General features: G+C 72.5%; 18 protein-coding genes and 3 pseudogenes. 13 read left to right on the top strand and 8 right to left on the bottom strand.

Going from position 1 to position 24,258, the window contains the following annotated elements; genetic code table 11:
* The first annotated feature begins 12 nt into the window (after window positions 1-12).
* Complete coding sequence (locus tag MUU72_RS01130) at window positions 13-6,342, top strand: type I polyketide synthase (RefSeq protein WP_248011150.1); 6,330 nt, start codon at window positions 13-15, stop codon at window positions 6,340-6,342.
* 323 nt (window positions 6,343-6,665) lie between these two features.
* Window positions 6,666-7,193, top strand: coding sequence for an ATP-binding protein (locus MUU72_RS01125; RefSeq protein ID WP_248011149.1), 528 nt, complete (start codon window positions 6,666-6,668; stop codon window positions 7,191-7,193).
* 134 nt (window positions 7,194-7,327) lie between these two features.
* On the opposite strand, the gene MUU72_RS01120 is transcribed toward MUU72_RS01125, so the two are convergent.
* A complete protein-coding gene (locus MUU72_RS01120) occupies window positions 7,328-8,740 on the bottom strand; it encodes an NsdA family TPR-like regulatory protein (RefSeq protein ID WP_248011148.1) in 1,413 nt (470 codons plus the stop codon).
* A 737-nt stretch (window positions 8,741-9,477) separates the two neighbouring features.
* Between MUU72_RS01120 and MUU72_RS01115 the strand changes: the two genes are divergently transcribed.
* The 3 genes and pseudogenes from MUU72_RS01115 to MUU72_RS35535 all read left to right on the top strand — a co-directional run bounded on the left by MUU72_RS01115 (window position 9,478) and on the right by MUU72_RS35535 (window position 11,075).
* Window positions 9,478-9,885, top strand: a complete 408-nt coding sequence (locus tag MUU72_RS01115) for a hypothetical protein (RefSeq protein ID WP_248011147.1) — start codon at window positions 9,478-9,480, stop codon at window positions 9,883-9,885.
* A gap of 224 nt (window positions 9,886-10,109) precedes the next feature.
* Window positions 10,110-10,328, top strand: a pseudogene (locus MUU72_RS35820) (helix-turn-helix domain-containing protein); the annotation flags it as partial.
* 216 nt (window positions 10,329-10,544) lie between these two features.
* Entirely contained in the window at window positions 10,545-11,075 is a 531-nt protein-coding gene (locus MUU72_RS35535; RefSeq protein ID WP_248011146.1) for a DUF2690 domain-containing protein, read from the top strand.
* Here MUU72_RS35535 and MUU72_RS01105 read toward each other — a convergent pair.
* Window positions 11,053-11,439: a peptidoglycan-binding domain-containing protein gene (locus tag MUU72_RS01105; protein ID WP_248011145.1), complete on the bottom strand. Its 387-nt coding sequence runs from the start codon at window positions 11,437-11,439 to the stop codon at window positions 11,053-11,055. The two genes, MUU72_RS35535 and MUU72_RS01105, sit on opposite strands and share 23 nt — an antisense overlap.
* Before the next feature lie 222 nt (window positions 11,440-11,661).
* Here MUU72_RS01105 and MUU72_RS01100 point away from each other — a divergent pair, with 222 nt between their 5' ends.
* Both MUU72_RS01100 and MUU72_RS01095 read left to right on the top strand, forming a co-directional pair.
* Window positions 11,662-12,723 (top strand): helix-turn-helix domain-containing protein, encoded by a 1,062-nt coding sequence (locus MUU72_RS01100; protein WP_248011144.1) that lies wholly within the window; start codon window positions 11,662-11,664, stop codon window positions 12,721-12,723.
* Between the two features lie 324 nt (window positions 12,724-13,047).
* Entirely contained in the window at window positions 13,048-13,419 is a 372-nt protein-coding gene (locus tag MUU72_RS01095) for an ArsR/SmtB family transcription factor (RefSeq protein ID WP_248011143.1), read from the top strand.
* A 19-nt stretch (window positions 13,420-13,438) separates the two neighbouring features.
* On the opposite strand, the gene MUU72_RS01090 is transcribed toward MUU72_RS01095, so the two are convergent.
* Window positions 13,439-14,812, bottom strand: coding sequence for an FAD-dependent oxidoreductase (locus MUU72_RS01090; protein ID WP_248011142.1), 1,374 nt, complete (start codon window positions 14,810-14,812; stop codon window positions 13,439-13,441).
* 195 nt (window positions 14,813-15,007) lie between these two features.
* On the opposite strand from MUU72_RS01090, the gene MUU72_RS01085 reads away from it, so the two are divergent.
* Window positions 15,008-15,949, top strand: a complete 942-nt coding sequence (locus tag MUU72_RS01085) for a DUF6214 family protein (RefSeq protein WP_282503470.1) — start codon at window positions 15,008-15,010, stop codon at window positions 15,947-15,949.
* 107 nt (window positions 15,950-16,056) lie between these two features.
* Here the strand turns inward: MUU72_RS01085 and MUU72_RS01080 are convergent, their stop codons facing one another.
* Complete coding sequence (locus MUU72_RS01080; protein WP_248011140.1) at window positions 16,057-16,755, bottom strand: TetR/AcrR family transcriptional regulator; 699 nt, start codon at window positions 16,753-16,755, stop codon at window positions 16,057-16,059.
* Between the two features lie 462 nt (window positions 16,756-17,217).
* Between MUU72_RS01080 and MUU72_RS01075 the strand changes: the two are divergent.
* Together MUU72_RS01075 and MUU72_RS01070 are read left to right on the top strand one after the other, a co-directional pair.
* Window positions 17,218-17,343: pseudogene (locus MUU72_RS01075) on the top strand (IS110 family transposase); the annotation flags it as partial.
* Between the two features lie 146 nt (window positions 17,344-17,489).
* Window positions 17,490-17,690: a hypothetical protein gene (locus MUU72_RS01070; RefSeq protein WP_248011139.1), complete on the top strand. Its 201-nt coding sequence runs from the start codon at window positions 17,490-17,492 to the stop codon at window positions 17,688-17,690.
* Window positions 17,691-17,870: 180 nt separating this feature from the next.
* Here MUU72_RS01070 and MUU72_RS01065 read toward each other — a convergent pair whose 3' ends face one another.
* Entirely contained in the window at window positions 17,871-18,767 is an 897-nt protein-coding gene (locus MUU72_RS01065; RefSeq protein ID WP_248011138.1) for an LLM class flavin-dependent oxidoreductase, read from the bottom strand.
* Window positions 18,764-19,696 (bottom strand): alpha/beta hydrolase family protein, encoded by a 933-nt coding sequence (locus tag MUU72_RS01060; protein ID WP_248011137.1) that lies wholly within the window; start codon window positions 19,694-19,696, stop codon window positions 18,764-18,766. Before MUU72_RS01060 ends, MUU72_RS01065 begins: the two co-directional genes overlap by 4 nt.
* A gap of 131 nt (window positions 19,697-19,827) precedes the next feature.
* Between MUU72_RS01060 and MUU72_RS01055 the strand changes: the two genes are divergently transcribed.
* Window positions 19,828-20,436: a TetR/AcrR family transcriptional regulator gene (locus tag MUU72_RS01055; protein WP_248011136.1), complete on the top strand. Its 609-nt coding sequence runs from the start codon at window positions 19,828-19,830 to the stop codon at window positions 20,434-20,436.
* Between the two features lie 476 nt (window positions 20,437-20,912).
* A pseudogene (locus MUU72_RS35985) lies at window positions 20,913-21,069 on the top strand (transposase); the annotation flags it as partial.
* A 115-nt stretch (window positions 21,070-21,184) separates the two neighbouring features.
* Here MUU72_RS35985 and MUU72_RS01050 read toward each other — a convergent pair.
* Window positions 21,185-21,922, bottom strand: a complete 738-nt coding sequence (locus MUU72_RS01050) for an SDR family oxidoreductase (RefSeq protein WP_248011135.1) — start codon at window positions 21,920-21,922, stop codon at window positions 21,185-21,187.
* Window positions 21,923-22,137: 215 nt separating this feature from the next.
* Between MUU72_RS01050 and MUU72_RS01045 the strand changes: the two genes are divergently transcribed.
* The gene (locus tag MUU72_RS01045; protein ID WP_248011134.1) at window positions 22,138-22,962 is read left to right on the top strand and encodes a helix-turn-helix transcriptional regulator; all 825 of its coding nucleotides are present in this window, start codon (window positions 22,138-22,140) and stop codon (window positions 22,960-22,962) included.
* A 147-nt stretch (window positions 22,963-23,109) separates the two neighbouring features.
* Here MUU72_RS01045 and MUU72_RS01040 read toward each other — a convergent pair whose 3' ends face one another.
* A complete protein-coding gene (locus tag MUU72_RS01040) occupies window positions 23,110-23,580 on the bottom strand; it encodes a helix-turn-helix domain-containing protein (RefSeq protein WP_248011133.1) in 471 nt (156 codons plus the stop codon).
* Window positions 23,581-24,258 lie beyond the last annotated feature (678 nt).

The following is a 24,258-nucleotide window of genomic DNA, read 5'->3' as shown; positions in this document are numbered from 1 at the left end:
TACGGAGATCCGATGAGCAACCACACGCTTCCTCCGGCCGCCGCGCCGCAGGCCCCGTCCGCCGAGCGCATCGCCGTGATCGGCATGGGGTGCCGCCTCCCCGGCGACACCCCGTCACCCGCGGCCCTGTGGCGCCTGCTGGCGGAGGGCCGGGACGCGGTCGGCGCACTCCCTCCCGAACGCCGGCGCCTCGTCCAGGGCGACTCGCTCGGCCGGGGTGATCCCGGGGCGCCGGGCCTGCCGCCGGGCGGCTATCTGCGCGAGGTGACCGGTTTCGACGCCGCCTTCTTCGGCGTCGCGGGCCGGGAGGCCGATGTGCTGGACCCCCAGCACCGCCTGCTGCTGGAAGTCACCTGGGAAGCGCTGGAACACGCCGGTCTGCCGCCGGAGCGGATGCACGGCACGCCGACCGCCGTCTTCACCGGCATCAGCTACGGCGACTACATGGACCAGCTGACCGGGACGCCCCGCGAACTCGAAGGGTCGATCCTGACCAACGGCCACTGCGTGGCGGCCGGCCGGGTCTCCTACCTCCTGGGGCTGCACGGGCCGAGCGTGGCCCTGGACACCGCCTGCTCCTCCTCTCTGGTGGCCGTCCACATGGCTCGCCAGGCACTGTCCTCCGGCGAGTGCGACCTGGCGCTGGCCGGCGGCGTCACCCTGACCTTCCAGCCCCGCATCACCCGCTCCTTCGCCAGGATGGGCATGCTCTCCGCCAGCGGACGCTGCCGCACGTTCGACGCCGGGGCCGACGGGTTCGTCCGCGGCGAGGGCTGCGGCGTGGTGGTGCTCAAGCGCCTGGCCGACGCCCTCCGGGACGGCGACCGCGTCCTGGCGGTGCTGCGCGGCTCCGCGACCAACCAGGACGGTTCGTCCGACGGCCTCGCCGCTCCCTCGGCCGCCGCCCAGCGGGCGCTCTACCGGGAAGCCCTCAACCGGTCCGGCACCGACCCCCGGGACGTCGGGATGGTGGAGACCCACGGCACGGGGACGCCGGTGGGGGACCCGGTCGAGTTCGCCGGCCTGGCCGACGTCTACGGCGACGGCCCCGGGCGCTGCGCCCTGACCTCGGTGAAGACCAACCTCGGACATCTGGAGCCGGCCGCCGGCGTCACCGGGCTGATCAAGGCCGTGCTCTGCCTCCAGCGGGGCGCCGTCCCGGCGAACCTCCATTTCCGGCGCTGGAACCCGGTCATCGCCGCGGACGACACCCGCTTCTTCGTCCCCACCGAGCTGACCGCCTGGCCCCTCCCGGGGCGGGGCCGGCTGGCGGCGGTGTCCTCCTTCGGCTTCGCGGGCACCAACGCCCATGTCCTGCTGGAGCAGGCGCCGAAGCCCCCGGCCCCCCGGCGCCCCGAGGAACCGGCCTCCCCGGCGGCGCCCGACGTCTTCCTCGTCCCGGCCGGCTCGCCCGCCGTCCTGCCCGCCGCGGCCGGCGGGCTCGCCGACTGGCTGGCCGGCGAGGGCGCGCAGGTGCCGCTCCGGGACCTCGCGCACACCCTGGCCCTGCGGCGCTGCTCCGGCCGCGGCCGGCTGGGCGTGGTGACCGGGAGCCGCCGCGAACTCCTCGCCGCGCTGCGGGCGTTCGCCGCCGGGGAGCGGCACCCCGCCGTCGTCACGGGGACGGTGGACGCGGCGGTCGAGCGGCACCCGGTCTGGGTGTTCTCCGGCCACGGCTCGCAGTGGCCCGGGATGGGGAGGGGCCTGCTGAGGACCGAACCGGCCTTCCGCGAGGCACTGGACGAGGCCGACGCGCTCATCCGGTCCGAGAGCCGGGTGCCGGTCGTCGACATCCTCCGCAAGGGACGGCCCGTCAAGGGCTGCGGCGACGTGCAGCCGGTGCTGTTCGCCCTCCAGATCGCGCTTGCCGGGACCTGGCGCTCGTACGGTGTCGAACCCGCCGCGGTCATCGGCCACTCCATGGGCGAGGTCGCGGCGGCGGTGGTGGCCGGCGCACTGACCCTCGCCGACGGGGTCCGGGTGATCTGCCGCCGGTCCGGCCTGCTGAGCGACATCGCCGGTACCGGCAGCATGCTGAGCGTGGGGCTGAGCGCCGACGCGGTACGCGAGGAACTCGCCGCCTGCGCCGCCGAAACCGTCTCGGTCGCCGTGCTCGCCTCACCGGACACCACCGTCGTGGCCGGACGCACCGCGGAGGTGAGCCGGCTGGCCGCCGCCTGGGAGGCCAGGGGCATCGCGGTCCTCCCGATCGCCGTGGACGTCGCCTCCCACTGCCCGCTGGTCGACCCGGTCCTGCCCGCGCTGCGCTCGGCACTGGCCGGGCTCCGGCCCCGGCCGCCCGCGGTGCGGTTCTACTCGACGGCGGTGGAGGCCGGCGCCACCCCGTCGTTCGACGCCGACTACTGGTGCGACAACCTCCGCCGCCCGGTCCGCTTCGCCGAGGCGGTGGCCGCCGCGGCGGCCGACCGGCACCAGGTCTACGTCGAACTCTCACCCCACCCCGTCGTCACCCACTCCGTCGAGCGGAGCCTGTCCGGACTGGCCACGTCCCCGACCGTGCTGCCCACGCTCCGCCGCGACGAGGACGAACCGGCCACCCTGCGGACCCAGCTCGCCGCACTGCACTGCGCCGGGGTCCCGGTGAACTGGCGGCGCCTCTACGGCGGTGGGCACCTCGTCGACGCGCCCACCCTCACCTTCGACCGGCGCCACCACTGGGCGGAGGCCGCCGCCCGGCCCCCGGCTCCGGCCGCACCGGCCGGCACGACCCTGCCCGGCCAGCACACCGAAGTGCCCGGTGCACCCGTGCGGCACTGCTGGCGCGCCGATGGCGGTACGGACGCCCTGCCCTGGCTCGCCGACCACCGCGTCCACGGCAGCCCGGTCATGCCCGGAGCCGCCTATTGCGGGATCGCGCTCGCGGCGGCCACCGAGGTCTTCGGGGCCGCGCCGCACGAAGTGGACGTCACCGACGTCCACTTCGAACAGCTGCTGCGCCTGGGCCGGCACACCGACCTCAGCACCGTCGTCACGATGGCAGCGCCCGACCGGGCGCACTGCCAGATCCTCACCCGGGACGCGGAGGGTGACTGGGAGCGCCAGGCCGACGCGGTGCTGCACCGGCTGACCGTACGCCCCGACACCCGGCCCCGGCCCATCGAGGCCCTCCTGGTGCGCCACCCGGTGCGGCTGGACCCCGCAGACCTGTACCGGAACCTGCGCGGGCGCGGTCTGGAACACGGCCCGGCCTTCACCGGCATCACCGAACTGCGCACCGAACGCCACCACGGCAGCTACTTCGCCAGGATCACGGTGCCGGCCCGGGCGAACGATCCCGCCCCCGGCCTCCCCGTCCACCCCGTACTGCTCGACCTCTGCGCCCAGCTCGCGGTCGCCCCGCTGATGCACCAGGACGACACCGCCCCGGTGCTGCCGGTGGCCGTCCAGGCGGTGCGCGTCCTGGGCGACCCCGCACGGGCCGAGTACTGCCACGCGCACATCAGCCAGAACGCACCGGGCGGCGTGGTGGCCCACGTCCGCCTCCTGGACGGCAGCGGCGCGGTCGTCGCCGCCGTCCACGGCCTGCGGTTCGTGCGGCGGGCCGTGCGCAGCACGACGGCGGCGCCCGACTGGCTGCTGGAAATCGGCTGGCGGCGCTCGGACCGGAGCCCGGCCGAGGACGGCCGGGCGCCGGGGAGCTGGTTCCTGGTGGGGGAGGCGGACGGGTCGGCCCGGATCCTGGCCGCCGCGCTGCGCTCCCGCTGCGCCCGCACGAGTGTCTGGGACCGCCCCCTGGACGACACACCCCTCGAAACGCTCCGCGACTCCCTCGGCGAACGCCTGGCGGCCGGTCTGGAACCCCCGCGCGCGGTGGTGCTGGTGTGCGGCCGGCGGAGCGCTGCCGAACCGGCCGGGGACGCTCTGCGCCGCACCCGCAGACTCCTCGCCGCGGTGCAGGCCGTCGCCGCGGGCCCGGCCGCGCCCCGGCTCTACGTCCTCACCCAGGGCGCCCGGAACGTCCTGCCGGACGACACCGTCGACCTCGGCCAGAGCCCCTTGCGGGGCCTGGTGCGGGTCGCCGCCCTGGAACACCCCGACCTGCGACCGGCCCTGGTGGACGCCGACCCCCGCACCGCGGACCCCGCGGACGTGGCCGGGGAGTTGCTCGCGGACACCGAGGACGACGAGGTCGCGCTGCGCGCCGGCGAGCGCTGGGTGGCCCGGCTGCGGCCCGCCCCGACCGGTCCGGACCGGCCGCCGACGCGCTGTACGGTGCGGTACGGCGTCGACGGGTTCCGGCTGCGCGCGGGCCGGTTGGGAGACCTGTCGAGCCTGGAGTACGCCGCGGTCGGGCGGCGCCCGCCGCAGCGCGGCGAGGTCGAGGTGCGGGTCACCGCGGCCGGCCTGAACTTCCGCGACGTGCTGACGGCGATGGGCCTGCTCCCCGGCGACGAGGACGTCCGCTACCGCGTCGGCTTCGAATGCGCCGGTGTCGTCAGCGCGGTGGGGGAGGGCGTCGAGCACCTCCAGGTCGGGGACGAGGTGGTCGCCGTCGAGCTGCGGGGCGGCGCGTTCGGTTCCTTCCTGACCCTCCCGGCCGAGGCGGTGGCGCCGCTCCCCGCCGGTCTGGACGGCGCCACCGCGGCGGGGCTGCCGATCGCCTTCCTGACGGCCTGGTACGCCCTGCGGCACGTGGCACGGCTGACGTCGGGGGAACGGGTGCTGATCCACTCGGCCACCGGCGGCACCGGACTGGCGGCGATCGCGGTGGCCCGGTCCCTGGAGGCCGAGGTGCTGGCCACCGCCGGCAGCGAGGACAAGCGCCGCTTCCTGCGCGGTATGGGCATCCGGCACGTCATGGACTCCCGTTCGCTGGACTTCGGCGCGCAGGTCCGGGAAGCGACCGGCGACGGCGTCGACGTCGTGCTCAACTCGCTCTCCGGGGCGGCGATCCGGACCGGGCTGGAGACGCTCCGCCCGTTCGGCCGCTTCGTGGAACTCGGTGTGCGCGACATCCTCTCCGACGCCCCGCTGGGCATGCGGCCCCTGCGCCACAACGTCACGCTGCGCACCGTCGACCTGATCGAGCTGCGCCGCCACCGCCCCGCCGCGTTCGCCGCGGTGTGGCAGGAGGTCCTCGACGCCTTCGGGGCCGGGCAGCTGACCCCGCTGCACTGCACCGAGTACCCCCTTCCCGAGGCCACCACGGCCTTCCGCACCATGGCCGCCGCCGATCACACCGGCAAGCTCGTGCTGACCGTGCCGTCCTCCGGGCAGGCCCCCGCGGTGCTCCCGGAGCTGGACCTGCCGGTGCGCAAGGGCGGGGCGTACCTCGTCACCGGCGGACTGCGCGGGGTGGGACTGGCCACGGCGCAGTGGCTGGCGGCGCAGGGAGCCGGCCACCTCGTCCTCAACGGCCGCACGGCCCCTTCCCCCGAGGCGGCACGGCAGATCGCGGGCCTGGGCAAGGGCAGCACCAAGGTGACGGTGGTCCTCGGCGACATCGCCGAACCGGGCACCGCGGAGCGGCTGGTGACGACCGCGGCGACCGGCGGCCACCGCCTGCACGGAGTGGTCCACTGCGCCATGGTCCTGGACGACGCGGTGCTGGCGAACGTCACCGACGAGCAGCTGGAGCATGTCTGGCGGCCGAAGGCCACGGGTGCCTGGCGCCTGCACCACGCCACCGAGGGGTCCCCGCTGGACTGGTTCGCGGCCTTCTCCTCGATGGCCTCCCTCCTCGGCAACCCCGGCCAGGGCGCCTACGCCGCGGCGAACTCCTGGCTCGACGGCTTCGCTGCCTGGCGCGCCGCCCAGGGCCTGCCCACCCTGGCGGTGAACTGGGGCCCGTGGGGCGAGACCGGCGTCGCCACCGACTTCGGCCGGCGCGGCTACCACACCATCCCCACCGACGAGGGCATGGCCGCCCTGCACTGCCTGCTGACCGAGCGGCGGGTGCAGACCGGGGTCCTCCCGGGCCCCGCCGACACCTGGCTCCCGCCCGCGGGGCGGCACCTGCCCTTCTTCAGCGACGTCCCGGCCGGGCGGTCCCCCGCACCGCCCCCGGCTCCCGAGGACGGCGCGGACGTGCCGGCCCGGCTCGCTGCCCTGCCGGCCGGTCTGGCCCGGAGAACCGCGCTGGAGGAATACCTGGCGGACCACGTCCGGGCGGTGCTGCGCCTCGGAGACGGCGCGGTCGATCCCCAGATTCCGCTGAAATCGCTGGGATTCGACTCGCTGCTGGCCCTTGAGCTGCGGGCCCGCATCGAGCGGACTTTCGCCGTCTCCGTGCCGCGGAACTTCGTATGGCAACACCCCACACTGGCCGAGCTCGCCGCGGGCATCGCGGACCGGCTGAGTCTTGGACTGGACGCCTCATAGCGCGTCCTGAGCCGCAATCCTCCCTGTTCGGCGGGCACTTGCACAGTGCCCGCCGAACGCCGCGCCAGCGGGCGGACGTTCCCCGGAAACGGCGCCAATTCTTCGCGTTTCGCCATTCCCGCACAACGTTTTCTTACGGTGATAGTACTTCGCTCCGATATTTCACCGCGCCCCTTTGTATGCCCCTGAATACGCCTTCCGTCATGCCTTCCGTACTGCTTCACTGGATAGTGGAATTCGGTCGAGGAATCGCGGCGTAAAAAGCCCGGAGATTCCGCTATTGGCATCGGGGGTCCGAGAGGAACCTTGCGAAAGGGGTAGTCGTGTTACCCAGCACACAAGAAATCGGCATTCACCTGACGGCCCACCAGGTCGAGACCTGGCCCGACGCGCAAGCCGCGGTTATCCCGGCCGACCGGTGGCGCTCCGGCAAGCACACCACCTTCAGCCTGCCGCCGCTGGAGCGCTCGGTGCCGGTCTGCCGGGCCCTGGTCCGTGCCTGGCTGGACGGACAGCGGATCCGTGGTGAGGACACCCGCTACCTCGTCCTGCTCGTCCTGTCCGAACTCGTCACCAACGCGATCCAGCACTCCGGCACGCTGCGCATCACCTGCCGGCTCCGCCGGACCGCGGATGAGCTGCACCTGGAGGTCCAGGACGGCGGCGGGACCCCCTGGGTGCCGCGCAGGCGGAGCCCCGACCACGGCCAGGAGCGGGGCCGCGGCCTCGACCTGGTCGCCAGGTCCTGCACCCAGTGGGGCCGCCGCACGGGCCCCGACAACGGTTGCACGGTCTGGGCGACGGTGCCCCTGGCCACGGGCGCACCTGCCGGCCGCCTCCCGCAGCCGTGAGCGCACCCGGGGCACCCGCACCACCTCGGGCACCGGCCGCGGCCGCGTCGGGGAGCCGGCGGCCGGGCGGAACCGGCGGCACCCTCCCCGGCGCGGCACGGACCGCCGGCCGCCGCGTCCCGCGCCGCCCCGCACTATTCGCCGCACGCGTGCCGGGCGGGGACATGCGCGTCGTTCTCCTGGAGCAGGGCGTCGAACTCGCAGGCCGGTCTGGTGTCCCGGTAGGGGCGGAGCGCCGCCAGGAAACGCTCCAGGTACCGCCGGCCCAGCGCCGACCGGAGCTGCCGCAGCAGACCCACGGCCTCTTCGGCCACCTGGCACCCCTCGTCCACCGCACCGGCCTGCACCTGCGCCGACGCCAGCAGCAGCAGGTCGATCGCCCGCCGGCGCACCAGGGACCTCGGATGGCGGGCGAGCGCCTCGGCGGCCCGGCGGGCGGCCTGCTGCGGCTGCCGCAGATCGCGGTAGCAGTGCGCCAACTCGTCAGCGAGATAAGCCCGGTTGAAATGCGCCAGCCATTCGGGCCCGTCCAGCGGGTCCGCATGGGCCATCGCCTCCATCGCCTTGTCCCGGAGCATCCCGCACATCCGGGAATCGCCGAGCAGCGCGTAACCGCGGGCCTCGGCCGCGAAGAACAGCGCCTGTGCGGCTGGTGGTGCCTGTCCTCGCGTCCCCTCCTGGGCCGCCCGGGCGAGCTGGACCGCTTCCCGGGCGCAGCCCGCGTCCACCGCGAGGCGGCTCAACCCGGACGCGAGCACGTAACCGCCGAAGCACCGCTCGCCCGCCGCCTGCGCGAGGCGCAGGGCCTGGATGTAGTACCGCTGCGCCAGGCCGGGCTGGCCGGTGTCCACCGCGGTGTACCCGGCGAGTTCCGTCAGCCTCGCGGCCGCGGCGAAGAGCTGCCGCCCGGTGGCCTCGCCGTAGCTGCCGGCCAGCAGCCCCGAGAGCACGCTGTGCAGACACGACACCACCACCGGACGGACGTACCCGCCCCCCACCCTGTGGTCCAGTTCCGCGAGCGCCCGGGTGGTCATCTGCACCAGCTCGACCTCGTCCGGCCCGGCGCGCGGCCCCAGCCGGTGACTTCGTCCCACCTCCGGGTCCACCGCGCTGATCAGCCAGTCCCGCGTGGGTTCGACCAGCGCCGGCGCTCCCATCGTCATGCCGGACAGCGCCTCGCTCGACTCCGCGTCCATCTGCCACAACTCGCGGACCTGCTCCAGCGCGTCCTGCACATCGGCGGCGAAGTGCAGGCCGACCCCGCACGTCACGCTGTTGCCGTTGGCCATGCCGATCTCCTCGGTGGAGACCGTGCGCCCGAGTCTGCTGCTCAGCGCCTCGGCGATGATGGCCGGGACCCGGCCTCTGGGCTGCTGGCCCCGCAACCACCGGCTCACCGACGTCTTGTCGTACCGGAGATCCAGCCCCTGCTCCTGCCCCAGCACGTTCACCTGCCGAGCGAGGGCCGAATTGGACACCACCGCCTCCTGGATGAGCGACCGCAGCCGCTGATTGCTCTGACGTGGGACGACGGGGCGGCCGGTCATGGGTGTGCGCCTCCATGCACGTGCGGAAAAACCTTTACATCGGCATATCCAACGTTGCGGAACCGGGAAGGTCATTACCCAACAACCGGGAATGATTCGCCATGACCAGAGTCAAGTCACCGCCAAGGCAACGCGCACAGTAGCGCGGGCGCACGGCGGCCCACCGGGCGCCGCCCGGTTGCGTTTTCCGTCGCGCTCACACCCCCCGGGCGCCTGCGCTCCCTCGCACACCTCCGCAGACCTCGCGACGCCGCTCCCCGTCGGTGGTGAGCGCGCCGCCCCCCATGGCCCCGCCCGGCGGACCACCCCTACCTGCACCCGGAGGTGTGTCACCGGGAAGGGACGCGCGTCGACCGACGAAGGCCCCTGCGCTCGGGCCGGCGAACGCCTTCCGCGGGACGGCCGGCCGCCGGGGCGGCGGCGTACCGGAGCGGGAGAGCCGGGCGGCTGCCGTCCCGGGACGGTGCCGTCGGGCGGTGCGTTCGCCGAGGTCGGAAGGCGGGACGTCCCACGATGTTCCCCTCTGCTCGCCCGTCCTGTCCCGGACGGGGGCGGGGGGCCATGCTCGGTGGTCCGGAGCGAGGGCGGGCCGGTGAGGCGGTCCGCGGAGCGGCTGCGGGAGGACGTCCACCGGCGTCGAGCCCGCGGGGCACCTCGCCCGGGGGCGCGGGGCCGTCGGATCCCCGCGCCTCGCTCGCCCCGCCTCGCTCCATCAACGACACGGGAGGACTCCACTCATGCAGATACCCAAACGCGCCGCGACGGGCCTGGTCTCGGTCGCCCTCGTCGCCGGCGCCATGGCTGTCGCGCCCTCGGCCCACGCCGCCCGGCGCGACGCGGCCCCCTCGGCGGCGACCAGTTGTTACGGCAGCGCCCACGCCTACAGCAAGCCCAGCGGCTCCTACGACTACCCGACCGGCAGCGCCTACCTCACCACGACCGGCAACTGCGCCGACATCAACATCAAGACCAACACCAACCGGTACGTCAAGGTCTGCTGGCTGAAGACCGGAAACTGTCAGACCGACTACACGCTGACCACGGCAGGGCAGTGGACGACTCTCGCCACGAACGTGCTCGACGGCACGGACTTCTTCTTCTGGTTCAGGTCGGACGCCTCGTCCACGGGGTACTGGGCGGCCTGACCCGCACCGCGGACGCGGCCGGAGCCACCGACCGCGTCCGCGGCAGGCCACCGGGCCGGCAGCGGCGCAGGGCGGCGGTGACGGCAGTCCGCCCGGCCGCAACCGTCCTCCACGGCAGTCCCGCCGGCCGGAGAGGACGAGCTGTCCCGGGGCTGTCGAACGAGCCCACCGTGCGTCATGCTTGCTCCTCGTGGACCTGCCCCCCGCCGCGTGGAAGGGCTGCGATGAGCCGATGGCGACCGCTGCCCGGTGATCTCCCGCCCTCGGTCCGGCGGTTGGTCGAAGAGCTCAGGCTCCGGAAGGACCGTTCGCGGCTGACTCTGGCATCGCTCGCCGCCAGGACCGCGCACAGCAGATCGTCGTGGCACCGCTACCTCAACGGCCGGGCCCTGCCGCCGTGGCCGGCCGTCGAAGCGCTCGGCACCGTGACCCGGGCGGACCGGGAACGGCTGCGCGTCCTGTGGGAGTCGGCCGCGGACGCGTGGGCGCCGAAACCGCCGGACCGGCCACGCGCCACGGCGGACGCGGCGCCGACGGCAGCCGCGCCCGCTTCTCAGCAGCCACCGCACAGGGGAAGCCCCGCGGCGACCGGTGCGGCCGCCCGGCCTGATCCGGGGCCCGCGCCGCCTGACGCCCCCGCCCGGCGCGTCCCCCGGCGCGTGTCGACCGCGGGCACCGCGGCCATCGGGGCCGGGATCGTCGCGTGCGGCCTGCTGGCTGCGCTGCTGCTCCGGTTCGGGAGCCACGGCGACGCGGGGAACGACGGGGCGCGGGGCGGGCCGGACGGCACACGCGTCTGGCCGTGGGCGTTGCACACCGCGCCGGTGCCGGCGGGCGGGTCAGCCTGCACCGGCCGTACCTGCCTGGGGCAGGATCCCTACCGCGAGAAGTGCGACCGGGACGGCGCCACGCTCCATGCGCTGAACGCCTACGGGCATCAGCTCCGCCTTCGGTACAGCCGGGCCTGCCAGTCCGCCTGGGCGGAGGTCGAGCCCGCGCGCGGCACCGCTCGGCTTGTCCTGACCGCCGTGGGCAGGACCGCCCAGGCCGCCTCCGGCGGTTCCCGCACGGACATGGTCGCGGCCGGTCAACTCCCGGCCCGGGCCTGCGTGGAGGCGGCGGGACACCAACTGTGCGTGACGGAGCACGACAGTTGGCTGCGACCGGTCAGCGGCCACGGCACACGGTGAGGGTGACCTGATGCAACCTCACCGCGCGGAAGCCATCGACGTCGTACACCTCATAGGCGCCCCCGCGGCCACGGCGCAACGGAAGATCGCGCACCTCCCCCCGGTACACCGTCCACGGGGGCAGCAACGCGAGCCGGCGCCCCGCGAATCCGTACGTCACGGGCCCCACGATCCCGTCCGCCGACAGCCCGTGGTTGCTCTGCCACACCCGGGTCGCCCGGGCCGTCGCGGCGTCGTAGGTGCAGTGCACACCGGAGCGCGGCAGGTACCCGTCCGCCCAGAGCACCGCCTGCCACAGTCCCACCAGGTCACTGCGCGGAGTGTGTCCCGGGACGAGCCATGGCTCGTCGCGCCAGTCGTCCACCAGGGCGCCCTGCCCCCTCACGGCGTGCCCTTCCCCCGAGGCGGAAGGCGGGCTTGAAGGTCCGGACGCCGGGTCTGCGCAGCCCGTGCTCAACGCGAGCATCGCTACCGCCGCCATCAGCCGTCCCGCTGGACGCAAGCCCCCTCCCATCCCGGCCAGTGTGCCTCAGAGCTGACGCAAAGAGGAATATGCAGCAATGCGGAAAGACCGTGTCATGGAGGCGTGACTGACTGGAAACCTCTGCCGCACACCCTTGATGCCGACGTCCGCAACCTGATCGACCAGCTGCGTGCCTGCAAGGACCGCAGCGGACTGAGCCTCGCCTCCTTGGCCGAACGCACCCTGCACAGCAAGTCGTCGTGGGAGCGCTATCTCAACGGCAAGGCTTTCCCACCGCAGGAGGCCGTCACCTCCCTCGGCCGCCAGGTCGGCGCCGACGCCGCCCGGCTGGCCGCCCTGTGGGAGCTCGCGGACCGCGCCTGGAGCGGGCGCCACGTCTCGGAGCCGCCGTCCGCCGCGCCTCCCGCGGCTCCGGATCAGCCAACGCAGACACCCGCCTCCCCGGACCCGACAGCCTCGCCGCACCCAGCAGGCTCCTCCCCCACCGGAGCCCCACCCCACCCGCCGGGTTCCCTCGCCCCACCGTCGCCGCCGCAGCCGCCCGGAAGCGCCGCGGGACCGCCACCGCGAAGACGCCGCCCCCGTCTTCCGGCCATGACCCGGCTGCGCCCGCGAGCGGCGCGCCGGGCCGTGCTGGTGGGCACCGCCGCCGCGCTGGCGGCCTTGATCGTCAGCGTTGTCGTCATCCGGTGGGAACCGGCGTCCCACGCCTCACCGGGCACCGCCGCACGGCCGGCGACCACCACCGGCACGGAGTCCAAAGCGCTGGAAACCCACTGCTTCCAAGAGAGCTGCCGCGGCGCGGACCCCAAGACCTCGGGCTGTGCGGGCGATGCCTGGACCGCTGCACTCACCCGCGTCCACGACGTCTACCTGGAGCTGCGCTACAGCGACTCCTGCAAGGCGGCGTGGGCCCGCATCAGTTGGGGGACTCCCGGTGACATCGCCAAGGTCATGGCGGACAACGGCGCCTCGTACCAGGAGCACGTCCGCTACGACACCGACGTCTACAGTCCGATGGTGGCTGCCGAGGCGTCGTCGCAGGCACGGGCATGCGCCATCGTCAGGTCAGGCGCGCGGGGCTGCACCGGACCTGGAGGCTCGGTGCACCTGACGGAACCGCCGGAGCCGCCCACCCCAGCCGCCCCGGCCACCGGTTCCTGATCCGCGCGCCGCCCGACTTCCCCTTCGCCCGGCCGACCGAGGGCGGCTCCCCTGCCCTGACCGAAGCGCCGCGCCGGTGCCGCCGTGGGCCGAGGAGCCGGCACCGCAGCGACGGTCCGCCGCCGAACCCGGCGACGGCCGGAGGAGGAGCGGCGGGGGCCGCCCTGCCTCGGTTGGCGCGAGGGGCGTCGTAGTACGGTGTGTGTCAAACTACGATGGTTCTCGTACAATGAGGCTCCATGGAGGGGCGGGTTCGCCCCGCACGCCGGGGGCGGGCCCGCCGCAGGTCCGCAGCATCATTGGAACCGCAGGTCAGGAGCCGTCATGTCGACCGAAACGCCCGCCGCAGGCGCCGCCTCGGGCGCCCGGTCGCTCGCGCACCCGGCCCGCGAGGACATCCGGCTCGCCCAGGTCCTGCACGCCCTCGCCGACCCGATGCGGCTGCGGATCGTCTGTGCGCTGGCCGCCGCCGACGGCGAGCTGAACTGCGCGGACATCGAGCTGCCGGTCAGCAAGTCGACCTGTACGCACCACTTCCGGGTGCTCCGCGAGAACGGCGTGATCACGCAGTTCTACCGGGGCACCGCCAAGATGAACGGGCTGCGCCGCGACGACCTCGACGCGCTCTTCCCCGGGCTGATCGACGCGGTGCTGCGGGCCGCCGGACTCCAGGCGCGCCACCTCGGCGAGCACTGAACGGGCCCGCCCCGCAGGCTCAGCGCAGCGTCATCGCCGACCGCGCCGCGCGCAGCAGCTCCGCCCGGTCCGCCAGCTTGACCGTGCCGCGCCCCAGACCGCGGCCCCACGCCGCCTCCGCGGCCTCGATCGCCAGCCAGCCCTGCCAGGGCACCGGCCGCGCCCCGGCCCGCTCCAGCGCCGCCACCGGATCCGCCGCCACCGGCCGCCGCACCAGCCCCGCCGCGTCGGCCAGCAGCGCCGTCGCGGTCTCCTTGGCGCACGGCCGGTTGGTGCCGATCACCCCCGTGGGGCCGCGCTTGATCCACCCGGCCACGTAGACGCCCGGGTCCGGCGCGCCGTCCACCAGGACCCGCCCGCCGGCGTGCGGCACCGTCCCCGTGGCCGGGTCGAACGGCAGCCCCGGCTGCGGCACGCCCCGGTAGCCGACCGACCGCAGCACCAACTGGCCCGCGATCTCCTCCCGTTCACCCGTGCCCCGGACCCCGCCCCGCCCGTCGGGCACGGTCCGCTCGAACCGCACCGCCCGCACCCCCGTGGCCGCGTCCCCGAGGATCTCCACGGGGCGCAGGAAGAACCGCAGGTGGATCCGGCGCGGCCGGCCCACCCCCGCGGCCCGCGCCACCGGCCGCTCGGCCCAGTCGCGCAGCACCTCGACGTTCCGCCGCACCGGGGCCGGCAGCCCGGCCGGATCGCGGTACCCGGGGTCCAGCGCCAGTTCCTCGGGGCGGACCACCACCTCCGTACCGGGCAGCGCCCCCAGCTCCCGCAGCTCCTTGGTCGTGAACTTGGCCTGGGCGGGCCCGCGCCGCCCGACCATCCACACCTCCTCGACCCGGCTCTCGGCCAGCGCCCCCAGGGCACCCTGCGGCATGTCGGTGGCGGCCAGTTCGGCGGCGCCCCGGGACAGCATCCGGGCCACGTCCACCGCCACGTTGCCGACCCCGATCACGATCGCCGAGCGGGCGGTCAGCGCGAAGCCGCCGTCCGCCGCGTCCGGATGCGCGCTGTACCAGGCGACGAAGTCGGTGGCCGGATGGCTGCCCGGCAGCGCCTCCCCGGGGATGTCCAGATGCCGGTCGGTGGCCGCGCCCACGCAGAACACCACCGCGTGGAACATCTCCCGCAGCTCCGCCAGGCCGACCCCGCCGGACCCCACCTCCACATTGCCCAGGAAGTGCACCCGGGGGTGCTCCAGCACCGTCCGGAGGTTGTTCTGGAGCGACTTGATCTTCTCGTGGTCGGGCGCGACGCCGTAGCGCACCAGCCCGTACGGGCACGGCAGCCGGTCCAGGACGTAGACCTCGACGTCCGGGACCTCCTCCTGCCCGACCAGCGACTGGGCGGTGTAGACACCGCTCGGTCCGGAACCGATCACTGCGACACGAAGCACGGGTGGCCCCTTCCGCGGAGTACCCCCAGCATGGCACCGGCGGGCGGCCGGCGGGAGAGCTGCGCTATCGGGGTTGCTCCCGGTCCGATGAGCGTGCCGCGCCCCGTGGCCGGGTGAGCTGGAGGCTAGGTTTTTTTTGTGTCGGAAAGTGAGTTTTATACCGATAACCCCCGATATAAAGCGCAGGGCGCGGCATTGGAGTGGCCCGATTGGGAGCTTCGGGCGCACGGCTCGGCCGCGTCCGGGCTGGGTCCCTGGTTCAGCGCCCGGCTGACCTTCCCCCACGGCGCCCGGATCGACGTCCTGGTGACGGCCTCCGGCGACCACCTCACCGTCGAGGACGTCCGTGCCGACCCGCCCCTGACACTGGACGCCCTGGCCACCCTCGCCCACTGGATCGAGGGCCCCCTCGACGACGCGTGCCGCGCGGCCACCGGACGCCCCCCGAAGACCCGCCCCACCCCTGCCGGACCCCCGCGCCGGCGCCCCGGCCCGGCCCCCACCGCACCCCGCCCCGGGGGAGCCCCCGCGACGGCCGAGTCTCCCGCGGAGGCCGAGGCTCCCGCGGCGGGCGCCGTCCGGGGTGAGGGGGCGCTCTGCGCTCCGGGGGTGGCAGCGGCGTCCCCGGCGGTCGACGGAGTCGCCGAGGCGCCCTCGACCGCGGCGCCGGAGGGGGCGCTGGAGGTCGTACAGGGGGAGGCACCGGAGGGGGTACCGGTGGGGGTATCAGGGGAGGCATCCGGTGAGGCTCCGGCGGGCGGGTCCGGGGCCGGCTCCGGCACGGGTCCTGGCCCCGGCGCCGACTCCGGTACCGGCTCCGGTACCGGCTCCGGCCCCTGTGCCGGCTCCGGCGACGAGGCGTCCCCGGACGGGGACACGCCACCGCCCACCGCACCGTCCGCGCCGCCCGCCACCCCCACCCCCGCCGCCGGTGTCCGTTCCGCCGTGCTGGTCCGCTCCCGGGCCGGTGAACGCCGCAGGGTCGCCGCGGCGGCCTACCGCGCGGCCCAGAAGGAGGGCCGCGACCCGGTCCTCGCGGTCATGGACGCCACCGGCCGCAACCGCCGCCGCGCCCTCCGCCTGATCGCCGGAGCCCGCGACGCCGGCCTCCTGACGCCCCGCCACAACAAGCGCTAGGGAGGCCGTACCCGGCCGAGGCCGTCAGCCGTCACCCGTCGGACGGCCGGCGATCGGCGGGCAGCGGCCGGCGGCCGTCGGCCGGCGGTCCACGGCCGGTTGGCGTCCTACGGCTTTCCTGTGCCCTCCGGGAGCGTCGGGGAGGTGTCCCGTGCCGCCGCGCGTCCCGGGTTGCCGCGGGTCGTGGCGCCCTCGGGCGGCCGGGGGCCCGGCGGCACCCCCAACTCCCACTCCAGGCCGTACCGCTGGAACAGCTCCGCGCGCAGCCGGACCCGGGACATCGGGGCCCCCTGGAGCAGCATCGGCACCACCGACCCCATCAACAGGGCCCGCAGCAGCGGGTAGTCGGCGTCAGGGTCGGACGACCCGTAGGCCACCACCGTCTCGCGCAGCAGCTGGGCCAGCCGCTGCTGCTCCGGGCACTGGACGAATCCGGCGGACGTGAGGATCCCGGCCATGTGCGTGCGCATCAGCAGCGGTTCGTCGTGCGCCAGCCCCAGGATCGCGTCGATGGCCCGGGCCAGCAGCTCCCGCCCCGCGTCCGGTCCGGCCGGCCGCGGTGCGCGCTCCAGCGCGGCCTGGAGCGTACGGTGCATCAGCCGGTGCACCGCGGACTGGAGCAGCTGGTGCTTGCCGGGGAAGTAGTACGAGATCAGGCCGCGGGCCGCCCCCGCGCGCCGTGCGATGTCGCCGAGCGTCGTGGCCTCGTAGCCGCGCTCACCCACCAGCTCGACCGTCGCCTGCAACAGCCGCTCGCGGGACCGCCGCCGCAATTCTTCATTGACCGATGCGCTGCGGGGGGACATCCTGTAACTCCTGCGTTGACTGGCTTGGAGCCAATATACTCAGCACAGGTTGCGGATGCCCGCCCGCAAGGGCGGGAAATCCGGCCAGGACTGCCTGATTCGGGCGATGCGGGGGATCGCCCGAATCGGGCAGGGGCGGGGCCGGGGTTGACCTCATGGCCAGCATCTTCCCAGGTCATGGGGTTAACCTCGGTTCGCGTCGGGTTGCAGGTTCGATCATCTCTGGTCGGTTCTGGTCATACCGTTGCTGACTCATTGCTGACTTTGCTGACGACATGTCAGGTCGCCTCGAGGTGCCCTGCCGGTCCATCCGGGGGAGGCTGTGATCGTCCAGTGGTGCTGGTCGTGCGAGCCCGTCGGCCTGGTCGGCTCAGAAGATCGATGCGGCCAAGGTTGTCGCAGACCATAGCTGGCCTGGCACGTCCACCACGGTGCTGCGCCTCCGGGCCACCGACGGGCGGCGGCAAAACCCACACCCAGGCCCTCCTCCGCCTGGCCCGCCAGCGCATCGGCGTCCTGTTCGCCATGCTCCGCGACGGCACCTTCTACGAACCCCGCATTCCCGAGGACGTCGAACTCGCCGCCTGACCCCCACCAGCCAAACCATCCCCAACCGAACCTGGCGCCTTGACCAAAGGCATAGAGGCACCCCCCCGAGTCAGGAGCGCCACGTCTACGGACAGGCCGGTGCTCAGCGCGCCCGCATCAGCCAACTCCGCGGCCGAGTGCGCGACTTGGAATCCGAGTGGACCGAGGAGACCGTCCAGCGCATCACCACCGAGAACACCACGCTCAAGCAGCGCGTCCGCCAACTCACCGCCGACAACCGCTCCTTGGAAGAGCGCCTGCACGCCACGCGCTCCCACCTGCGGTTCCAGGACCGCCGAGTAGCCGACCTCGAAGCGCAGATCGCCGATTCGTTCGGCGGCGCTTGAGTGGTAGGCGAGTCTCGCAAATGTGACTGAGCGCGTCGCCTTGAGCGTTCCAGTTGGAGCATGACCCAGATACGCCAGAAACCCGCGCCGCTGGCCGCGAAGTTGAACTGGTAGCGGGACCCAGGAAGTTGACGTGCCAGTCCTTGAGCGGAGACCGCCGGCCACGTCCTCGTCTGGTGTTCAGGTCTTGTCGGAGAGGGGGCCGATGATGGTGTCGGCAACCCAGCGTGCGACCCCGGTCGGGTAGGGCGGGGAGAGTCCGAGGACGATGTGGCTGAACCCGCCGTCGAGTGCCGCGCGGATGGCGTGGCGGGTGTCCTGGGGCCGGTCGTAGGAGGCGGACAGGACGATGGATCGGGTGATCTCAGCGGGGTTGCGGCCGATCTCGGTGCACAGCCGGTCCAGTGTGGTGCTGCGCGCGATCGCCTGCTCGATACTGCCCCCGGGCATGTTCCAGCGGCCGGCGTGCTCGGCCACCACGCGCAGCGTCGGGGTGGCCTGGCCGCCGATCAGGATCGGCGGGTGGGGTCGCTGGATGGGTTTGGGGCTGCAGAACGCGCCCGTCAGCTGGTGGTAGTCGCCCTGGAAGTCGAACGGCGCGGTATCGGTCCACAGTCTGCGGATGATCGTGCACGCCTCGGCGAGGCTTCCGACCGCGTGGGCGGCGTCGTGGAACGGAAGGCCGTGAGCTGTGTACTCACGCCGGGCGAGCGGCACATCGGTTCGCGAGCCTGCGCCGATGCCGAACTCGAGCCGGCCGCCGGAGATGACATCGACAGTGGCGGCGATCTTGGCCAGCATGGCCGGTGGGCGGAACCGGTTGCTGGTAACCATCAGACCGAGCCGCAACCGCTCGGTCTGGGCTGCGAGAGCGGACAGCAGTGTCCAGCCCTCGAAGGTGGGCCCGTTCGGGTCGCCGCCGAGCGGCATGAGGTGGTCGAACAGCCAGGCGTGTTCGATCTGTGGGATGCCCTCTGCCTCGCGCCAGACCCGCAGGACGTCGTTGTAGGCGACCTGCGCTGGCGCGGTCATGATTCCGAAGCTGGGTCTGCGGGCCGGCGTGAGGGGGGTGGTCATTTCGAGTCGATCCTTCCCAGCGGGTCGCTGGTCGCGGCCAGGGACCGGCGGGCGGCGGGCCAGGCGTCGTTGTCGAGGCCCAGTGCTGTTCGCAGGTACGCCAGGGTGGCGTGTTGGACGACCGTGACGCGTTCGGGGTTTTCGTCGGTGGTGCGCGTGTCGTTGGCGCTGTGGATGCCGCCGAGTCCGTGTTCCGCGCCGAACAGGGTCAGCAGATCGGTGGCGCCAGGGCTGAGGTGGTAGCCGTCGGTGAACCAGTCCGGACCGCGCACCGTCAGCGGGGACTGGTCGTGGTCTCCGGCGACTATGAGGCTCGGCGTCTTCAGTTCGGTGAAGTCAGGGCTCATGAACGGGAAGAACTGGGTGGCGAGCGGGCTCAGGTCGGCGCCGCCGGTTCCGGGCAGGCAGAGCAGTACCGCCGCCTTCACGCGCGAGTCGCTCATGCTCTCACCGGGTGTGGCGTCGGCGTCGACGACCCGGGCGCCCGCGAGTGTGCTGGCGGTCTGTGCGCCCCAGGAGTGTCCGGCGACCGCGATGCGGTCGTGGTCGATGCGTCCGGCCAGCCCGGGTACGCCGGCTTCGATGGTGCCGAGCTGGTCGAGGATCCCGGTCAGGTCGTCGGTGCGGATGCGCCAGATGAGCGGGGTGCGCGGGTCGTCGGGGAGCAGGCCCAGCGAGTCGAGATGGGTGGGCTGGATGACGACGAACCCGCGGGCGGCCCAGAAGTCGACCAGCGGTGCGTAGTCGTCCATGGCCAGCGTCATGCCGTGCGAGAAGACGACGACGGGCAGGTTGTCGCCGGTCGTCGGCGCTGTGACCCGTACCTCCAGGTCCTGGCCGCGGTCCGGGGCGGCCAGGGCGACCGGCCTGACAGAGATGATCGGGGTGGTGGAGTCGTTGCCGCCGTCAGCGGACGTGGTGTCGCTCATGAGGTGAATGCCTGTCTCGGAGGGGCCCGGTGGCCCGTGCTGCGCGGCGTCTGGCACCATTGGAATACGGAGCGCCGCTCCGCATTACGATACGGAGCACCGCTCCGCTTTGCAAGTGGGAGGTGCTCACGATGTCCACGGCCAACACGCCGCCCCCTGCCGGCCGCAAGCGATCCGACGTCCGCCGAAACGAGCAGAGACTGCTGGACGCCGCTGCTGCCGTGTTCGTCCGTGCGGGAGTCGACGCTCCCGTGCGGGAGATCGCCGCCGAATCGGGCCTCGGCATGGGCACCATCTACCGCCACTTCCCCACCCGGGCGGACCTGGTGGTCGCCGTCTTCAGACACCAGGTTGACGCGCTCTCCGCTGCCGCTCACATGGCGCCTGCTGCCGATACGCCGTACGAGGTCTTGCGGCTGTGGGTGCATCAATTCGCCGATTTCCTGGTCACCAAGCACGGCCTCGCCGAAGCACTGCACTCGGACCAAGCCGGATTCGAGAGCCTGCACAACGAGTTCGTCGAACGCCTGCTGCCCGTGCTCGACCAGCTCCTGAAAGCGTCCGCCGCCGCCGGCTCCACGCGCGCGGACATCCGCGCCTACGACTTCATGCTCGCCATCGGCAACCTGTGCATCGGAGTCGGAACCTTCCCCGACTACCAGGCCCGCCGCATGATCGACCTGCTGCTCGCCGGCCTTGCACAGACCGCCCCAGCACCGATGGACGGCGAGCCGAAATAGCGCCAGCGCTCTCGCACGCCCGTGCCGGGATCCTGTAGATGGTCGCGGGTGGGGCCGTCGGCACCGGAGTGGGAGCCGTTCGACGGACCTTGCGCCGCGGCGGGCCCGTAGGCGCTGGAGACCGAACTGCTCGGTGGTCCTGGCGGAGTCCTTCGGAAAGTCCGGCGGTCAGGCGGCCTGGCCGAGGCCGGCGGCTGTCAGGCCCTGCTCGCGCAGCGAGCTGAAGTCGACATCGAGCGTCGGGTCGCACGCCTCGGGCTCACGGGAGGTTCGGCAGGCCATCACTCTCTCAGCCGACCAACAGACCGCATCGCTCGACTGGGGCGCCCTCCGCGCCCTGACCGACGAGAAGCCCGACGGCATTGGGACGAGGAGGACTGGTCCATGCTCAGGGTCGCCGTCGCGCTCGCCCTTGCCATGCTCGGCCTTCGACACCTCAGCAGGAACAATATCGGCCTCCTGTCGTTCGCCGTTAGTCGATGCAGCCGATGGCTGAGCGTCTGGGGGTGGACCACCAGCAGCTCCAGCAGTTCGTCACCTCTTCCACCTGGCCCTGCGATGCGGTTCGAGGCCGGCTGGCATGGTCGGGCCGTGTGGGTGGTCCGTCCTCAGGTATGGGTGGTGGACGACACCCCGCGGACGCGGCTCCAGGTCGATCTTCTGTCTCGGCAACCTTGATCGTCTGGCGTTGCGTCCGTCGTTTCCACTCGGGCCCCACCGGCCAGCGGGCCTTTGCTGCCGGGGGAGGTCAGCTCTGGGCGGTGGGCCGGACGACGATGTCGTTCACGTCGACCGCGGCAGGCTGTTCGATCGCGAAAGCGATGGCACGGGCGATCGCGTCGGGCGGGATCGCGATGTCGTCCCGCATCTTCGTGATCTCTGCTTTGACCTGGCTGTTGGTTGACGCCTCGGCGAAGTCGGTCGCAGTCGGACCAGGTGAGACGGTGGTCACCCGCAAGGAGTCGCCGGCTTCCTGGCGCAGACCTTCGCAGATGGCCCGGACCGCGAATTTGGTGCCGGCATAGACGGCCATGGTCGGCACGATGCGAAACGCCGCCGTGGAGGCGGTGGTGATGAAGTGGCCGGTTCCCTGCGCCCGGAAGACCGGCAGCGCGGCGCCGATCCCGTGCAGCACGCCCTTCACGTTGACGTCGACCATGTGGTCCCACTCCTCGACGCGCAGATCGTCGAGAGGCGATATGGTGCCGACTCCGGCGTTGCTGACGAGTACGTCGAGTCGGCCGAAGCACTCACTGGCCAGCGCGACCAGGGCATGCAGGTCGTCCCGCCGGGTCACGTCGGTGCGGATCTGCACGGCCGTGCCACCTGCCTTCTCGATCCGGGCCACCAGTTCCGCCAGGCGTTCGGACCGGCGTGCGCCGAGGACGAGTCGCGCGCCGCGTTCGGCGAGCAGCAGCGCGGTCGCCTCGCCGATGCCACTGCTGGCTCCCGTGATCGCCACCACTTTGCCCTTGATTCCGGACATGAGTTGCCCTCTCCATCTTCGGCACCGGGGCCGGGGTGCCGAGCGGCAGCGGGCCCTTCAGGAACGTCCGCCAAGCCGTTGCGCACTGGACAGCCGGGTGCCGGTGTGACCGTGTGAGGCCGTCGGTCATGCTGCGGCCCGTGCTCGCACACCAGTCTCCGATGGCCTTAGCCTGGTATCCAGACCGTACTTATTCTGGAACTGAAGGTGCCATCATGCCCGCGCATCCGGACCAACGCCGTCAGCTGAGTGAATTCCTGCGCAGCCGGAGAGAGCGCCTGACTCCTGATGAGGTGGGCCTGCCCCAGACCGGCCGCCGTCGGACTCCGGGACTTCGCCGAGAGGAACTGGCACTGCTGGCCGGAATCAGCGCCACCTGGTACACCTACCTGGAGCAGGGGCGAAAGATCCGCGTCTCCGAACAGGTACTCAACGCCCTGGCCGCGGCGCTGCGGCTGGACCGGCACGAGCGCGATCATCTTCTCCAGCTTGCCGGTCACGCGCCTGCGGCCGAAGCCGAGGAACGCGAGCCGCTAACCGCCGAGGCGGGTGCCGTCCCCCTGCTGCTCCAGCCGAACCCGGCGTACATCATCGGCGGCAACTATGACGTCCTCAGTCACAACCAGGCAGCCCACGAGTTGTTCCCGAGGCTCATCACCAAGGCGGACCGGCCCGCCAACTTCGCCCGCTGGGTGTTCCTCGAACCGGTGGCCCGGGACGTTCTGGTCGACTGGGAACCCGAAGCACGCGGCCTGCTCGGCCGACTTCGGACGCTAGCGGCACGTCATTCCGGCGACCCGCGGTACACCCGGCTGATCGAGGACCTGAACGAGGGCAGCCCGGAGGTGCGGGACTGGTGGCCGCAGTACGAGGTGCAGGCCCGGCACAGCGGTCGCAAACGGCTGCGACACCCGCAACGGGGAGCGGCCGATTATGCGTACACCGCTTTTCACCTGGCCGAACAGCCGGAACAGACGCTGGTCGTCTATGTCGACAGCAGCGAACCGCCCTACGGGAGCGTAGCCGTGACCGGCGAATGACGGAGGATGCCGGCGGCAGTACCGGCGCTTACGGTACGGCTGCGGAGGACCAGCGGCTGCGCGCCGAGCAACTCCTGGACAAAGGGGCGGAGAACCAGCCAACAATGGCCAAACCGGATGCCGTTGTTGGCGACGTGCTCCCCGTAGTCAGAGCAGCTTCTGCTGTTCCAGCCAGCGAAGCACTTCTGCCTTCTTAAACTGGATCTTTGCGTTGCGCCCCCGGCCCAGCTTGTATCCCTTGAGGCCCAGCTTGGGTGCATCTCGATATACCCACGTCAACGACATGTTCAGCATCTCGGCGGTCTCTCGCGCATCCATGAGTATTGCTTCCACAGAGAGGCTCCGCTCCCAGTCGTCGTCAGTGAGTGCGTGGGCAGACGCAAAGTGCGCTGCGTCCGTACGACGCCGCAGCCAAGGGCAGTCGAATCGGACAACGACCATGGTCCGGAGGATCGCCGGTTTGGGTAGCCGGCGATCGTCGGCTATGTTGTGCCCCTCCTCGGGTTTGCAGATCACCAACTCGTCGTCTTGATCTTGCTGTTGGCTTCGTTGTTCAGGGCCGTGACCTGGGCTCGGAAGGTTGCGACCGCGGAGGGTGGGGTGGTCGTCGGGCGTCACCAGCAGTCTCCTGACTTTCAGCGCGGAGTCGAGCGACGTTGGTAGTCCGGGTGCCACGGACGTCCCGTGGTCCCAGTAGTGGCGCCTCCGCTCCCATGATCTCGATGATCAATGCCAGGGCGTCGGCCGCTTCTGTGATAGCGCGCTTACGCTCCTCATTGGTCGGAATGCCGACCTTGGGCGGCTTGTACTCGGGGGCAATGATCCCCTTGAAGAGGTCGCCGACAGTGGCCCCCTGGTCCTCTGCTGACTTGAGGACGCTGCGGAGAGTCGCGAACGAGCGAGACAGGATGCTTTCGGCTACACCGTCTTCTCGTTCGAGATCCTGAATGAACTTCTCGACAACCCTCGGTGTGAAGGTATTGATTTGACGGCTGCCTATCGGGGTAGCAGTCAGATCTCCAGGGAGGGCTTTATGACCCTCTTCGATCCGTCTGCCAGATGCCGCTGGGCCTTGAACCAGTCGGCAGCGAACTCCTTGAAGGTCTGCCTACCCAGTTCCCTTCTCTGGTCGATCACGTCGGCCGGAGTGGTCCGCTTCTCGTTGTAGAGAGCGATCAGGCGATCCTTAGCCTTGTCCTGGTTGGCGTAGCCGGACTCCTCACGCTGTGCGCCGGAGGCATGCCGCCCCGGCTCCCCGGCAACCGCCGCTCCCGAGCTGGTGAGCAGTCCGGGGAC

It is taken from the genome of Streptomyces rhizoryzae (assembly GCF_023155275.1).
Taxonomy (GTDB): domain Bacteria; phylum Actinomycetota; class Actinomycetes; order Streptomycetales; family Streptomycetaceae; genus Streptomyces; species Streptomyces rhizoryzae.
The sequence above is the reverse complement of the archived record's forward strand: the minus strand, read 5'-3'. Positions and strand labels throughout refer to the sequence as shown.